This window comes from Streptomyces sp. UNOC14_S4, from assembly GCF_020740835.1.
Classification (GTDB): Bacteria; Actinomycetota; Actinomycetes; order Streptomycetales; family Streptomycetaceae; genus Streptomyces.
Map to the genome: position 1 here is coordinate 39,072 of NZ_JAINFC010000003.1, position 15,622 is coordinate 54,693.

At 74.1% G+C, this 15,622-nt stretch carries 6 protein-coding genes; 1 reads left to right on the forward strand and 5 read right to left on the reverse strand.

The window, feature by feature from the left end; genetic code table 11:
• Positions 1-64 precede the first annotated feature (64 nt).
• The 5 genes from K6I34_RS00815 to K6I34_RS00835 are packed head-to-tail and all read right to left on the reverse strand — an operon-like array spanning position 65 to position 13,753.
• Entirely contained in the window at positions 65-1,234 is a 1,170-nt protein-coding gene (locus tag K6I34_RS00815) for a glycosyltransferase (protein WP_229322025.1), read from the reverse strand.
• Positions 1,231-2,052, reverse strand: coding sequence for an alpha/beta fold hydrolase (locus K6I34_RS00820; protein WP_229322026.1), 822 nt, complete (start codon positions 2,050-2,052; stop codon positions 1,231-1,233). Before K6I34_RS00820 ends, K6I34_RS00815 begins: the two co-directional genes overlap by 4 nt.
• Before the next feature lie 3 nt (positions 2,053-2,055).
• The gene (locus tag K6I34_RS00825; RefSeq protein ID WP_308293946.1) at positions 2,056-2,409 is read right to left on the reverse strand and encodes a phosphopantetheine-binding protein; all 354 of its coding nucleotides are present in this window, start codon (positions 2,407-2,409) and stop codon (positions 2,056-2,058) included.
• Positions 2,406-6,836, reverse strand: coding sequence for a beta-ketoacyl synthase N-terminal-like domain-containing protein (locus tag K6I34_RS00830; RefSeq protein WP_229322027.1), 4,431 nt, complete (start codon positions 6,834-6,836; stop codon positions 2,406-2,408). Before K6I34_RS00830 ends, K6I34_RS00825 begins: the two co-directional genes overlap by 4 nt.
• An 8-nt stretch (positions 6,837-6,844) precedes the next feature.
• Positions 6,845-13,753: a type I polyketide synthase gene (locus K6I34_RS00835; RefSeq protein WP_229322028.1), complete on the reverse strand. Its 6,909-nt coding sequence runs from the start codon at positions 13,751-13,753 to the stop codon at positions 6,845-6,847.
• Between the two features lie 596 nt (positions 13,754-14,349).
• Between K6I34_RS00835 and K6I34_RS00840 the strand changes: the two genes are divergently transcribed.
• Positions 14,350-15,489: an amidase domain-containing protein gene (locus tag K6I34_RS00840; RefSeq protein WP_229322029.1), complete on the forward strand. Its 1,140-nt coding sequence runs from the start codon at positions 14,350-14,352 to the stop codon at positions 15,487-15,489.
• Positions 15,490-15,622: the final 133 nt, after the last annotated feature.

A 15,622-nucleotide genomic window follows, 5' to 3' on the forward strand; every position in this document is an offset into this window, starting at 1 on the left:
GGGCACATGTCACGTCAGGGCATGGGCGGAACCTCTCGTTCGGCAGGACTTGCGGGCCGGTGGGTCACTTCGCCCCCGCTGTCAGGGCTTCGAGGTGCACGGCCGCGGCCGCGGCGCCCCCTGCGGCGCGGAACGACGCGCGCACCCTCCCGGCTGCCTCGCGGTAGTCGGGTTCACGGAGGACGGTGTCCAGCGCCGCGCCCAGCGCTTCGGCGGTCGCCCGGTTGAACCGGACCCGTACGCCTGCCCCGGCATCCGTCACCTGGGCGGCGACGGCAGGCTGGTCGTCCCGGATGGGCGCGACGACCAGGGGGAGGCCGTTCCACAGCGCCTCGCACACGGTGTTGTGCCCGCCGTGGCAGATCACCGCGTCGCACCGTTCCAGCAGGGCGAGTTGGGGAACACGCGGCCGGACCAGCACCCGGTCGGCGAACTCCGGCACCGTGCCCGTCGGGTCGACGATCACCGCCTGCGTCCGGTCCGGCCGTCCGCGCACCGCCTCGGCGCACGCGGCGAGGAAGCGGGGCGCCACCTCGGCGTTGGCCGTGCCGAGGGTGATCAGCACGGTGGGCGTCCGGGGGTCGAGCCGGTGCCAGGGGAAGTCGTCCGCGGTCGGCCGGGCGGCGAGCGACGGACCGACGAACCGGACCTGTCCACCGGCGGACGGGACCGGCCCGGCCAGGGCCTCGGTGCTGAAGGCCAGCACCAGCCGGGCGGACAGCCGGGGGTCCGCGGTGCTCCAGGGGTCGCCGATCCGCCGCCGCAGCTCACCGATCAGCCCGGCGATCCAGGAGTCGACCTTCGGCAGGCCGGACAGCGAGGTGAAGCCTGCCGTGGTGGTCGCCGAGGTGGCCCACACCAGCCCCAGCCGCTCGGCCACGAGGCCACCGGCGACGGCCTGCTGGTCGGCCACCAGGACGTCCGGCCGGAACTCCCCGACGGCCGCCCGCACTCCGGGCGCCATGTCCTCGGCGAGCGGCCCGAGGAATCGCTCCCACAGGAACTTCAGCGCCGCCGGGCCGCGGAGCGAAGGCGGCCGCAGCAGGGCGGGGTCGGCCAGGTCCGGTGAGGAGCACCGGAACACGGTCGCGCCGTCGCCCACCAGCGGTCCCACGACCTCCGGCAGCCCGGCCCAGGCCACCTGATGCCCGCACCGGACCAGTTCGGCGGCGACGCCGACCGTGGGGTTGACGTGCCCGGCCAAGGGTGGCACCACGAAGAGGAAGCGGCTCACCGGATCACGTCCCCGGCCGCCGGAAGGGGCGTGTGCGCGCGGATCCACCCCAGGATCAGGTCACCGGTCAGCTCCGTGGCGCCGACCAGGACCCAGTGCTCCTGGTCCGGCACCACTACGGTGCAGCACTGCGGCAGCAGCGACCGCAGCCGGTCCGCCTGTGCGGCGAGTTCGGACTCGGCCCCGTAGAGGGCCAGCACCGGACAGTCCACCGCGCGGACGGCATCCTCGTCGAGGACCCGGCTGGCGGGGACGTCGCGCACTGTGGTGGTGGAGTGCAGCAGCCGGGCGGCCGACCGGACGCGTTTGGTCACGTGCTTGCCGTGCTTCTCGGTGAGTTCCTCGAAGAGGCCGTCGCGGGCGAGTTCCTCCGCCCCGCGCGCGAGGTTGGCCGCCATCTTGCGGGACCAGGCGGCGGTGGCCGGCTCCGACTCGATCAGCGAGACGCTGGCCACCCGGCCGGGGTGCCGCGCCGCGTGGCCGAACGCGATGGTGCCGCCGTAGGAGTTGCCCACCAGGTGCACGGGGCCCGCCGGGTCCAGCCGGTCGAGCAGGGCCTCCAGGTCGTCGAGGTGGTCCTCCAGCCGGTAGTCGGCCGACGGCCGTTCGCTGAGACCCTGCCCCCTCAGGTCGTACATGATCACGTCGAGCCCGGCGGCGGCGAACCTGGGCGCCAGGGTGAAGTAGTAGCTGATGAGGCTGTCGATGAGCATCCCGTGGACGAGCACCACGGTGGGCGGCGGGGCCGTGCCGTCCGTCGTCCGCGCGGGCATCCGTTCCACGTGTATCGCGAGGCCGTTGGCGTCGATCATGGCCATGGGTCACCGCTCCCCGGGGGCCCGCAGGCAGTCGGCGATGTGCTCGACGAGCTGTCCGACCGTCAGGCCGATGATCTCCTCAAGACCGAGCCCGGCCAGGTACTCGGCGAAGTTCACCCGCTCCCCGTACCGCGCCTGGAGGTGGCCGCCGAGGGTGACCAGGTCGATGCTCTCCAGGTCCAGGTCGTCGTGGAACCGGGTGTCCATGGTGATCCCGGCGTCGTCCACGTCCCCGTACGCGCCGAGGACAGCACGGAGCATGCCGCCCACCTCCTCGAACACGGCCTCCTCGAACGCAGCCTTCTCGAACACGGCCTCGGGGGTCGCGGCGGTCGACGCCATCTGATCGCTGTTCACTGCTGACTCTCCTGTCGTTCGTCTTCCGGCCGGGCGTCCCCGGGGGCCGGACCCGTGGTCCACGCGACCACGTACTCCCGCTCCGGCAGGCCCCGCGGGTTGGTGACGGTGCGGCAGCGCACCGGGTACCGGTGACCGCCCACGGCCACCACCAGGGCGTCCGCCCGCGCCTCGGTCACGGCGAAGTCCTTCGGCCGTCCCCGCAGCCCGGTGCCCCCGGCCTTGGCCACCGCCTCCTTCGCCGCCCAGAACCGGGTGAACCACAGCGGCTGCGGTTCACCGGTCCGGAAGCACAGCGCGACGAGGAGCTCGCGCTCGGCGGGACCGAGGGCGGCGGCCAGGGTCCCCGGTGGCCGTTGGGTCACCTCCTCGACGTCGATGCCGACCGGCGCCGGGCGCCCGTCCGTGCCGCGCGGCCGGACCAGGGCGACCGCGGCCTCGGCCCGGTGCGCCAGCGAGACGTCCAGGGCGGGGAGAACCCGGCCGTGCGCACCGGTCACCCGCGGCCGGCCGGACGCGTCGTTGTCCACCCGGATCTCGGCCGGGAAGACCGGCCCCTCGCCGTGCTCCCACAGCCACCGACGGACCGCGTCCTTGGCCGCGATCCGGCCGAGCAGCCACTGGCGGCGGCCGGCGGGCGGCCGCCTCTCGTGGTCCTCGCGCTCGGCGGTGCCCAGGTGCCGCCGCATCACGAGGTCGCGGGAGGCGAGGTCGTGGCACCCGTCGAACAGGAGCACCCAGCCGCCCGGCTGACCCGTGGAGAGGGTGTGCCGCCCGGGGAACCGTTCCTGCGCCTTGGTGTCCGTGCGGCTGTCGAACCGGTGGTCCTGCCAGCCGCCGATCTCCACCCGGACGCGACCGTCCACGAGCAGCTGTACGTCCGCCTCCACCGTGGCGTCGGTGACCGAGACGATCCTGATGAGGCACTCGACCCGGGTGCCGGGCGACGGGTGCGGGCCGAAGAACCGGATGTGCCGCATGCGCACGGGGAACACCAGGGTCCGCTCGGTCAGGGTGGTGAGGATCCAGTAGCCGAGCAGCTGCCCCACGTTGTCGAGCAGGGCACCCGGCGCGGACGGGGCGGTGAGCACGCCGCGCACATGCGCGTCGCCGACCGCCGTCAGCTCGGTGACGCCCTGGAACTCCGGGCCGTGGAACATCCAGCGGTCCCGGTACAGCTGCCCGGCCGTGATCCCGGGGGCCCGTTCCTCCTCGGGCGCCCACCGCCAGGGCCGGGGCGCGCCGCCCGGGTACCGGTCCGCGAGTTCCACCTCGCCATGCGCGTACGCGCCGAACGTCACACCGGCCCGGCCGGTCCCGCGCGCCTCGACGGTCACGGGCACGTCGACGGCGGGGGCCGCGGCCACCCAGCGGTTCAGCCGTACGTCGCGCACCGCCACCGAGATCGTCCCGGGCCGGGCCCGTTCGGCGTGCTCCATCATGTGGTGCACCATCGTCGTGGCCGGAACGACCGGCCACCTGTCGGCCTCGTCCGGCCAGCCGGGGCGCTGCGCGAAGAAGCAGTGGTCGCGCAGGTACGGCATGGCGTCCGTGGACACCCGCAGCACGGTGCGGACCGTGGCCGCCGCCGCGGCGCGGGACACCGCGACGGCCGTGTCGGCGGCGTCCTTCAACAGGGCCCGCAGCTCGGCGTCCAGCGCGGATCCGTCCGGGACACCCACAGCATCCGGAACGCTCCGGACGGTGAGCGCCGAGCGCACCGCGGCCACTGTCTCCCGGTCCAGGGACACCAGCTTCCCGCCCAGGTCCAGCCGCGAGGGCGGCATCCGGCGGGCGTGGCGGCCACCGTCCACCGGGACCCCGGCGGACGGGTCGCCGCCTGCCGTCCACAGGGCCGTGGCGACCCGGAGCAGCTGCGCCGTCCCGTCCCGGTGCGGGGAGTTGGCCGCCACCACCAGATGGGGGAGTCCGCGCAGGGTGTTCTCGACGAGCGAGCCCACCTGGCCCGTACCGGCCTGGACGAAGACCCGGAAACCGGCCGCGTACATGGCCTCGATCAGCGGGCGGAAGCGGACGGGCTCCAGCAGGTGGCGCACGAAGAGCTCCCGCACCTCGTCCTCGTCGCCCGGGTACTCCGCGGCGGTGGTCGCCGACCAGACGGGCACGGTCGGCGAGCGCAGCTCGAACAGGCCCGCGTAGTGCCGGATCTGACCGAGGTAGGGGGCAAGCATCGGGGTGTGGAATCCGGAACGGAACGGCAGGACCTGCCCGATGACGCCGCGTTCCCGGAAGTGCCTCACCAGGTCCTCCACTTGGCCGGGCGGGCCGCAGACCATCGACTGCTCCGGGGCGTTGTCGTGCGACAGCACCACATCGGGACGGTCGGCGAGTACGGCGGTGACCTGCTCGGCCGGTGCGCCCAGTACAGCGAAGGACAGCCCGGCCACCCGCACCTGGTCCGGGTCGAAGGAGCGGGTGAACTCGTCGACCGCGTCCCCGGCGTACAGCCCGGCGGTGGCCATGGCCGTCCACTCGCCGATGCTGTGGCCCGCGACGGCGTCGGGCACGATGCCCATCCGGCGCAGCGCGGCGTCCAGCACCCGCCCCACGGCGATGACTCCGGCCCCGTGCCGTCCGACGTCCGCCACATCGGCCCCGGGCCCGCCGAACCCCGTGGGCAGCAGCGCCGAGAGGCCGAACCGTTCGACGACGTCGCCGATCCGGGGCCGGAACTCGGCCTCCAGGCCGGGGAAGACGAAGGCCAGCTTCCCGCCCGCAGGGCCGCCGAGCAGCGGTTCCGGGGAGAACCACACATCGCCGCGCCCGCGCCAGGGAGCGCCCTTGGCCACCGCCTTCCGGGCCAGGGCGAGGCGCTGGGCGTCCGGGGCGACGATGCCCAGCCGGGCGTGTCCGTCGTGCGCGGACCGTCGTGCGCGGACGGCGGCGTCCTCGGCGTCCAGCAGCGTGGCGAGCTCCTCCGGGGTGTCGGCGGCCAGCCGCAGCACCTGTTCCGGTTCGCGGACCTCCACCGCCGGACGGTCCGGGCCGGGGGCGGCTTCGAGCACCACATGGGCGTTGATGCCGCCGAAGCCGAAGGCGTTGACGCCCGCCCGCCGGGTCCGCCCGTCGCCGGTCTCCCAGTCCCGCGCCGCGGCGATCGTCCGGAAGCGGGTACGGGCCAGGTCCGGGTGCGGCTCCTCACAGTGGAGGGTCGGCGGCAGTACGCCGTGGTGCACCGCGAGCGCGGCCTTGACGAGACCGGCCACGCCGGCGGCCGGCATGGTGTGCCCGATCATCGACTTCACCGACCCGAGCACCGGCCGGTCCCTGCCGTCGGACGGTCCGAACACCTCCGCCAGGGTGGCCAGTTCGGCCGCGTCCCCCGAGGGAGTGGCCGTCCCGTGCGCCTCCAGCAGCCCGACCGACCCCGGTGCGGCGGGATCCAGCCCCGCCTCGCGCCAGGCCGCCCGTACCGCCTTCACCTGGCCCGAGGGGTCGGGGTTGACGAGGCTGCCGCTGCGGCCGTCACTGGCCACGCCGGTGCCGCGGACGACGGCGTAGACACGGTCGCCGTCGCGCAGCGCGTCGGAGAGACGCTTGAGCGCCACCACACCGGTGCCCTCGCCGATCAGCAAGCCGTCCGCGTCCCGGTGGAACGGGCGGATCCGCTGGCTCGGCGACATCGCGCGCAGCCGGGAGAACAGGGACCACAGCGTGATGTCGTGACAGTGGTGCACCCCGCCCGCCAGCACCAGGTCGCAGCGGCCCGCGGCCAGTTCGCCGACCGCCTGGTCGACCGCGACCAGCGAGGACGCGCAGGCGGCGTCCACCGTGTACGCCGGGCCGCGCAGGTCGAGCCGGTTGGCCACCCGGGAGGCGGTCAGGTTGGGCACCAGGTTGATCGCCTGCTCAGGCTCGTCCGGTCCCAGCTGTGCCGTGTACGCCCGCCGGACCCGCTCCAGCAGGCCGGCGTCCAGCTCGGGCAGCAGCTCCGCCAGGGTGCGCACCAGTTGGTTGGACGTCTGGACGGACTGGGCGCCTCGCGCCATCCCGGGGGACAGATAGCCGCCCCGGCCCAGGATCACCCCGATCCGGTCCCGGTCCGGAAGCCACGCCTCGCCGCCCGCGTCGGCGATCGCCTCGGCGGCCACGTGCAGCGCGATGAGCTGTTCCGGTTCGGTGCCGGGCACCGAGTTGGGCATGATCCCGAACCGGGTCGCCTCCACCTCGGCCAGTTCGTCGACGAATCCGCCGCGGCGGCAGTACACCCGGTCCGAGCGGCCGCCCGCGGCCGCCGGGTCGTAGAAGGAGGGGTCCCAGCGCCCGGCCGGGACCTCGGTGATCGCGTCGGTTCCGGCCGTCAGATTGCGCCAGTACGTCGCGAGGTCCGGCGCCCCGGGGAAGAGGACCGCCATGCCGACGATGGCCACGGGGGGCCGGCCGGACGGCGTGTGAATCGTGCTCATCTTTTCCTTTACCAGCCCGATGCGGTGTAGACGACGGCGTCGGCCGATTCCTCGCCCCAGGCGAGCTCGCGCAGCAGGCACAGCGCCCCCTCCTCGGGGTCGATGAGTCCGATGCCGCGCCGCGTGTACTCCCGGGCGAGCTCGGGGGTCACCATGCCCGCGTGCTCCCCGTCCGGCGCCCAGGGCCCCCAGTGCACCGTCAGCGCGCGGGACGCGGACTTCTGCGCCCACCGGCTGCCGAGGGACTGCAGGGCGTCGTTGGCAGCCGCGTAGTCCGCCTGGCCGCGGTTGCCGAGGACGGCCGCGATGCTGCCGAAGAACACGGCGAACCGGGGAGTCCGCGGCAGCTCGTCCAGCGCCGCCAGCAGGGTGCGCGCGCCGTCGACCTTGGTGCCGTAGACCCGGCGGAAGGACTCCGGGGCCTTCTCGGCCAGGACCCGGTCCTCGATGATCCCGGCCGCGTACACCACGCCGTCCAGTCGGCCGTGTTCGGCGTGGACGTCCGCCACCAGGCGTCGCACGGCCTCGGGGTCCCGGACGTCCACCGTGTGGTAGCGCACCGGGCTGCCCAGGTCCCGCAGCGAGTCGAGAGTGTGGCGGACCTCCCGCCGGGCGAGGATCTTCGAGACCTCCCGTTCGATGCCGGCCGGGGAGCGCTCTCCCTTCGCGGCCAGGGCGGCCCGCAGTGCGGCCCGGTCCGGCGCGTCTTCGAGATCCTCGGCGGCGTCCGGCAGTTCGGTCCGGCCTGCCAGCTCGATCCGGCAGCGGGAGGCCGCCGCGAGCGTCGCTGCGATCCGCGCGGAGATGCCCCGGGCCCCGCCGATCAGCAGCACCACCGCGTCCCGGTCCAGGCCGATGGCGGCCGCCTCGGCCGTGCCGTCCCCGGCCGGGCCCGCGCCACGGTCGCCCAGGGCGCCCAGACCGGCGGCCGCGACTTCGAGGCCGGACCGGACGCCGTCCGGCGACCGCAGCACCACCGGGGCCGGTTCCTCGGCCGTCAACTCGCCCACCAGCGCGGCCGCCACCTCGTCGGCGGTCAGCTGCGGGGCGAGCTCGACGAACCGGGCGAGGGTGTCCGGGTACTCCCGCGCGACGGTCCGGAACAGGCCCCGCAGCCCGTCCGCCTGTCCGTCGAGCCCGGCGGGGACCTCCGTGTCCGCGGCGGGCGCGGCCGCGAGCAGCCAGCGCGGCCCGCGGCGCAGCGCGGCCTGGAACACCGGGAAGGACTCGGGCAGGAGCGGCCCGCCGCCGTGCTGCGACAGCGCCTCCAGATGGAACACCCCGTCCAGCGGGCCGTCCTCGTCCGTGAGCACGTGGTCCGGCGGCAGGACGACCGCCTCCGCGCCGTGGGAGCCCAGCCGGGCGGCCAGCGCGTCCGGCACCGGTCCGGCACCGCCCAGCAGGGCGAACCGGGTTCCCTCCAGTACCGCGAAGTCCCCGTCGGGGGACGGGAGGCTGACGCTGCGCAGGACCAGCCTGCCGGGCGCCTCGCCGGTGACGGCCGGGTCGGAGGGGTCCTCCGCAGGGGCGGGGATCCGCTGCGCGGAGGCCGCTCCCCCGCCGGGCAGCCGCTCCTCCAGCAGCTCGGCGATGCCGGATGCCGTACGGGCCTTGGAGACCGCCTCGAGCTCCGCGTCGTCGAGCCGGGGCAGCTGGGTCTCGCCGGCGCCGAAGCCCAGCCGTGCGGCCAGCTCGCCGACGATCTCGACCCGCTTGATCGAGTCGATGCTCAGGTCGGCCTCCAGGTCGAGACCGGGCTCGATCATGTCGAGGGGATAGCCGGTGCGTTCGCTGATGATGTCCAGGACGATCGCCAGCACGTGCACGTCCGTCGATACGGCGGACACGGCGGACACGGCGACAGGAGCGGGCTCCGGCACGGCCGACGGGAGCACGGCTGGCCGGAACGTTTCCGGGACCGGAACCGACACCGGCGCGACCGGCGGCACGTCCGCTGCCCCGCCGAGATACGTCAGCAGCACGTCGCGCTGTGCTGCGACCAGTTCCCTGCTGGTGCGCAGGAATTCATGGACCATCCGGTCACGGCCGTCCGCCGTGCCACCGTCCTGGGGCCGGGCCACTGTCATCTCCTCCATCGGAATGCGTCGGGCGGGTGCGAGCGAGCCCGGCAGCAGGCCACCGTCGCGCGTGCGTGTCAGTTGCCCGTTGACGATCCAGCCGGGTGCCGTGGGGCAGGTACCGGGGACGGCTTCGACGCTGTCGCGCCCCCGGTGCGTCCAGCCGGTACGGACGGGGACGCCGGCGACGGCGAGGCGGGCGAGCAGGGCCAGGAAGCCGCGCAGTCCGGGGTCTTCGGGCCCCTCGCACCCCACCGCGGTGTGCGGACGGTCGCCGAGGATCCGGCCCACCAGGCCCGTCAGCACCGAACCCGGTCCGGCCTCCACGAAGACCCGGACACCGGCCTCGTACATCCGCTCGATCTGCTGCGCGAAGCGCACGGGGGAACCGATCTGGTCCGCCAGCTCGGCCCGTATCCCGTCCGGCTGTCCGGGATAGACGGCGGCCGTCCGGTTCGCCCACACCGGTATCTCCGGTGCGGTCACGTGCCGGGTGGCGAGGACCTCGGCGAACCGCTCGCCGGCCGGGGCCACCAGGGGACTGTGGAAGGCGCACGCCACTGGCACGGTCTTGGCGCCCAGGCCCCGCTCGCGCAGGCGACGCACCGCTTCCCCGACCTCTTCGACAGGACCGGAGATCACGGTCTGTCGCGGTGCGTTGTGGTTCGCGACCACCACCCGATCGGCCAGCCCGGATGCCCGCAGCTCCTCGGCGACGTCCTGGTGCCCGGCCGCCACGGCGGCCATGGTTCCCGGCTCCGCGCCGGCGGCGGCCAGGATCGCCTCCGCGCGCGCCGCACTCAGCTCCAGCAGCGTCTCCGGGTCGAACGACCCGGCCGCGCACAGCGCGACCAGTTCGCCGTAGCTGTGCCCGGCCACCGCCGCGGGCCGGACGCCGGCCCGGCCCAGCAGCTCGCACACGGTCAGCCCCATGATGCCCAGCGCGGGCTGGGCGGTCCTGGTGTCGGTGACCCGTGCGCGCCGTGCCTCCTCGGCGGCGGGGGCGAAGGCGGTCGGCGGGAAGATGACGTCCGCCCACTCGCCGCCGGTCCGCAGATACCGCTGGACCTCCGGGAAGGCGATGAACAACTCGGCCAGCATGTCCGGCCGCTGGCTGCCCTGGCCGGGGAAGAGGAACGCCACCTCGCCGCCCGACACGCCCGACGCGTCCGCCCCGTCCGACTGGTCCCATCGGTCCGACCGGTCCGGCTCCGCGCCGAAGACCCCCGTCCGGGGATCGTGCTCGCCCTCCCGGGCCCGTCCCAGCAGCCCGGGCAGCTCGTCCACATCACGGGCCACGACCGCCGCCCAGGCCGGCTTCCCGGATGCGTCGGCGCGCCGGGCGGCGCTCAGCGCCAGGTCGCGCAGCCGCCAGGAACGGCCCTGCCGGTCGTTCTCCGCGACCAGCTCCAGCAGTCGGCCGATCTCCCGGGCGGCCTCCGCCCGGTCGGCGCCGTGGAAGACGAACAGCTCCGCCGGCCAGGCGTCGAGTCCGTGCCGGGGCGGAGGCCCCGCCTCGTGCCCGCGCAGCACCACGTGGAAATTGGTGCCGCCGAAGCCGAACGCGCTGACCCCGGCGACCCGTTCACCGGGCGCGGCCGCCCACGGGCGTGCGGCGGTGTGGAAGGCGAACGGGCTGCTCTCCGCCTCCCAGGCCGGGTTGGGCCGGGTCAGCTGTGCCGTGGGTGGCCTGACCCCGGTGTGCAGAGCCAGGGCCGCCTTGATCAGACCGGCCAGTCCGGCCGCGCACTTGGTGTGCCCGATCTGGGACTTCACCGAGCCGAGCGCGCATCCGCCCGGCGCCGCCCCGGCCTCGGTGAACACCTCCGTGAGCGTGGCGAGTTCGGTGCGGTCGCCGACCACCGTCCCGGTGCCGTGCGCCTCCAGCAGGCCCACCTCGGCCGGCGAGATCCCGGCATGGCGGTAGGCCCGTTCCAGCGCCGCCCGCTGGCCCTCCGGGCGGGGTGCCGTCAGCCCCAGGGACCTGCCGTCGCTCGAACTGCCGACGCCCTTGACGACCGCGTAGACGCGGTCGCCGTCCCGCTCGGCGTCCGCCAGCCGCTTGAGGACGACGCAGGCGACGCCCTCGCCGAGCGCGATACCGTCCGCCGCGCTGTCGAAGGTGCGGGAGCGGCCGGTCGGGGACAGCGCGTGCACCGAGGAGAACAGCACATAGTCGTTGATCCCGTTGTGCAGGTCCGCGCCTCCGCACAGGACGAGGTCACTGGTGCCGGCGGACAGTTCCTTGCAGGCCACATCCACCGCGGCCAGCGAGGAGGCGCAGGCCGCGTCCACGGTGAAGTTCGCGCCGCCGAGGTCGAGCCGGTTGGCGATCCGCCCGGCGATGACGTTGGCCAGCATGCCCGGGAACGAGTCCTCGGTCAGCCGCGGGAGTTGCTCGTCCAGCCCGGGCGGCAGTTCCCCTGTGTAGGCGGGGAGCACCGTACGCACAGTGGTGGCGCTCGACAAGTCGCTGCCCGCCTCGGCCCCGAACACGACCGAGGCCCTGGACCGGTCGAAGGGGCGCTCCTCGTAGCCGGCGTCGCGCAGTGCCCGCCGCGCGGCCTCCAGCGCGAGCAGCTGCACCGGCTCGATGCTGCCGAGCGAGGACGGCGGGATGCCGTAGCGCAGCGGGTCGAAGGGGATGTCCGGCAGGAAGCCGCCCCATTTCGACGCCGTGCGGGCGCCGTCCGCACCGGGTGCGCAGTGCAGCTCCGGGTCCCAGCGCTCCGGTGGCACCTCGCCGACCGCGTCGGTGCCTGCGACCACGTTCGCCCAGTAGGCAGCCAGGTCCGGCGCGCCGGGGAACATGCAGGCCATGCCGACCACGGCGATGTCGAGCGGGGCCGGGGCGGGCTCCGGGGCCTCCTGCGGGAACTCCTCGCGCAGCCGCCGGGCGCGCGCGGCGAAGAAACCGGCGGCCTCCGCGCTGACGGCGGCGTGCAGCTCGGGGACGGTGGTGACCGCGGACCGCAGCACGGCCACCTGACCGGCCATGAACATGCCTTCGGTCAGCTGCCGGGGCTCGTCCACCTCCGTGAGCGACTCGCCGGTCCGCTCCACACCCTTGCTGGCGATCCTCAGCCGCCCGACGTTGAGCTGTTCCAGCCGCTCCCACGCCTGCCGCTCCGGGACGCCCCGTTCCCGCAGCTCCTCTTTGGCGCCGCGGAACTCGTCCGTGAACGGGCTGCTCACGCAGCGCGTGGCGTGCCCTGGCGCGGTCTCCAGCAGTTCGGTCCGCCGTGCCGCCAGGACCTGCCGCTGGAACGACGGCCGCACGGCACCCCGGTCCACCGCCTCCTCGGTGAACAGGTACGCGGTGCCCATGAGCAGTCCGACAGCCACTCCGCGGGCGGTCAGCGGCGCGGCGAGCGCGGCCACCATCGCGGCCGACCGCTTGTCGTGCACGCCACCGGCGAAGAACACCCGCAGCTCCGCGGGGTCCGCACCCTCGACCGTGTCCAGGAACTCCTCCAGCACCTCGGCCTGCGCCTCCCACAGGGCGAAGCTGCTCCGCGGTCCGACGTGGCCGCCGCACTCAGAGCCTTCGAAGACGAACTTGCGCGCGCCCGCGTCCAGGAACTGCCGGAGCAGCCCGGGCGAGGGCACATGCAGGAAGGCGTCGATGCCTGCCGCCTCCAGCTCGGCCGCCTGCGCGGGCCGCCCGCCCGCGATGACGGCGCAGGAGGGCCTGATCTCCCGGACGAGCTCCAGCTGCGCCGTCTTGATCCGCACCGGTGCGAAGCCGAGGATGCCCACGCCCCAGGGGCGCCCGCCCAGTTCGTCGCGGGTCTGCTCCAGCAGGGTCCGGGTCTCCACCGGCCCGGCGAGGGCCAGCGCGAGGAACAGCAGCCCGCCGTGGCCGGCGACGGCGGCGGCGAACCCGGCCCGGTCGCTGACCCTGGTCATGGGCCCCTGGGCCACGGGCAGCGCGGTGCCCAGCGCGCGGCTCATCGGGGAGCCGCGAAGCAGCGCGTCCGCGGCGGCGTCGTCGCGCACGGCCTCCCGGATGGCGGTGGCGACACCGCGGACGGCCGTGCCCACATCGCCCCAGCGCCGCGCGAACGAGGAGGCCAGGAAGCCGTCCTGGCCCACGGGGAGCAGCCGGGTCCGGGGATCGTCCGCGACCGGCGGCAGGGCGGCTTCGCCGGGCTCGTCCGGCAGGGGCGGCGCGTCCGGCCCCCGGCGGCGCAGCACCCGTCGGCCGGCGGCCACCACGGTCTCCGAGCCGTCCATGGTCCGGATGGCGGCCGCCGCTTCCTCCGGGGCGTCGGATTCGTCGAGCAGCGCGAGCTGGGTGTCCAGGACGACCCCTGCCGCACCGCCGACGACGGCGGCCGCGGCGGTGTACGGCCCGATGCCGCCCCAGGCCCAGACCGGCAGGCCGAGTTCCGGGTCCGCCACCAGCTGCTGGAGGAGAACGAAGGTGCTCAGCTCGCCGACCCGCCCGCCGGCCTCGTTCCCCCGGGCGACGAGACCGTGCGCCCCGGCGCGCACGGCCGCCAGGGCCGCCTCACGGTCGGTGACCTCGACCAGGACGCGGTGCAGGCCGTCAGCGAGGTCGCCCGGGGCCGGCTCGGCGTCCGTGCTGAGCAGTACGGTGTGCACGCCCCCGTCGGCCGCCAGGTCGTCCGGCCCGAGCGCGCATCCCGCCCCGACACGTACCCCGAAGGGGCCCGGCACCCATTGCCGCACCAGCCGGAGGGCCGCGCTGGCCGCGCGGCGTCGGCCCCTTCCGAGGTCGAGCACGCCCAGACCGCCGGCACGGCAGACCGCCGCCACCAGGCGCGGATCGGGTTCGCCGAACGGGCTGACGCCCAGGATGGTTTCTGTGGACACGAGCACTCCGGGAGGCGAGAGGGGCGTTCGGAAGCACCGGGAACGCGGGGGCGTCGGACGCCCCGGGCCGCCGGAGGGACGGTGCGCGATCGGTGCCGATGGGCTGGGCCGATGAGCTGGGCCGATGGGCTGGTCGATGAGCCGGGTCGAGAGGTGCGCGACGGTCGACAGCCCGACGGAGGGCTCGTTGGAGCAGAGGACCGATCCGTCGGGGGTCGTCACGGAGAGAACGCGGCCCGCTTCTCCGGCGGGCCTGGCCGGATCATTGCACAGCGGGGTACGAATGGAACACCCGGTTCAGCAATATCCTGCGAATGTTGTACATCACATCCATGATGCGATCGGCGTCGATTGCGGGAAACCCGCAAGAGAATTGCGGCAAGCCCGCAGCGGGTGCGGAATTACCGCAAGATTAGTCCGTACCAGCCGCAGTGGCAGGCTCAACCCTGCCGGAAATCAAGATAATTGACTGTACGTCAGCCGCGATGCCGAATTCCGTCAGGAAATTTTCCCCGCACCAGGGTTGCCATTCCGGATCTTTGTGCGAGGATCCTGCTGCCCGGCCAGAAAAGGGGCCGGACGAAGAAAGGTGCTCCGTGAAATCATTGACGCTCAGATCTGCTGCCGGGGTGGTCTCCGCCCTCGCGGTGTCGGCCGCGCTGGTGCCGGCGTCCACAGCGGGAGCGGAGACCCGGCCCGGGAGCGTGGACAGGACGACGGCCGAGTCCTTCGGCCGTATCGCGGGTGTCGTGCTCACCGACCGGACGGCGGCGATCGTCGACGGCAAGGTGGAAGGGCACGCCACCGCGCCGTCCACGAAGAAGGCGCGCGTCTCGTCCGCGACGGCGCGTTCGGAGCGGTCCGTCGTGGCCTCGCTGCGCGAGCGCAAGGCGAAGCTCAAGGCCCTGGGCGAGGCGTACTCCGCCGGCGACACCCGGGTCGCGGTGGACCGGACCGGCGTCGACGGCAAGAAGGCCACGGTGCGGGTGACCGAGACCACACAGCTGACGTACCAGAAGATCCGCGGTGACGAGCCGGGCACCACCGGCTTCCAGGCCCACCACGAGCTGAGCTTCACCGCCGCCGGCAACGGGGCGTGGGAGCTGACCGGCATCAAGAATCTGGACGAGATACCGCAGATCAACGCACCCGCGCCGACAGCGCCCGAGGTGAAGGCCGCGGCGGGCGCGGGCGACATGCCGAACGCCCCCGAGGCGAGTGTCTGGCCGTTCCCCAAGCGGCTGCCGAAGGACACGAAGACCGGCCTCGACTACAAGGCGATGGCCGACTACGCCGAGAAGTACTGGAAGAACTACAACCCGGACTACCGGGCGTACCCGCTGGGGACCGGCGGCGACTGCACGAACTTCGTCAGCCAGGCGCTGAAGGCCGGCGGCTGGAAGCACGCCCCCGGCAAGGCCGGCGACTACACGAAGTGGTGGTACGGGTCCGACACCCAGTCGGATTCCTGGACCGGCGTCAACGAGTGGTCCTGGTTCGCGCTGAACTCGAACCGGGTGAAGCCGCTGAAGTACGTCTACCAGATGGAGGTCGGGGACGTCCTCCAGGCGGACTTCGACCGTGACGGGTCCAAGGACCACACCATGCTGGTGACGTACCGCGACAGTCTCGGCACCCCATATCTGACGTACCACTCCTTCGACACCTACCGGCGGTCGATGCTGAGCCTCTCGGTGACACTTCCGTTCACCAAGTGGTACGCGTACCGCACCTGATGCGTACGGCACGCGGTGCGGTGGTCCTGGTGACCGGGACCGCCCTCGTGCTCGGGCTGCTGTCGGGCTGCGGATCCGGTGGGGACGGGGAGAGGGCTGCGCGCTCTCCCTCCGCCCGCCCCTCGTCCGCTCC

Coding starts and splice junctions, on each gene's coding strand:
- K6I34_RS00830 (WP_229322027.1), bottom strand. CDS start 6,836: ATGAGCACGATTCACACGCCGTCCGGCCGGCCCCCCGTGGCCATCGTC.
- K6I34_RS00820 (WP_229322026.1), bottom strand. CDS start 2,052: ATGGCCATGATCGACGCCAACGGCCTCGCGATACACGTGGAACGGATG.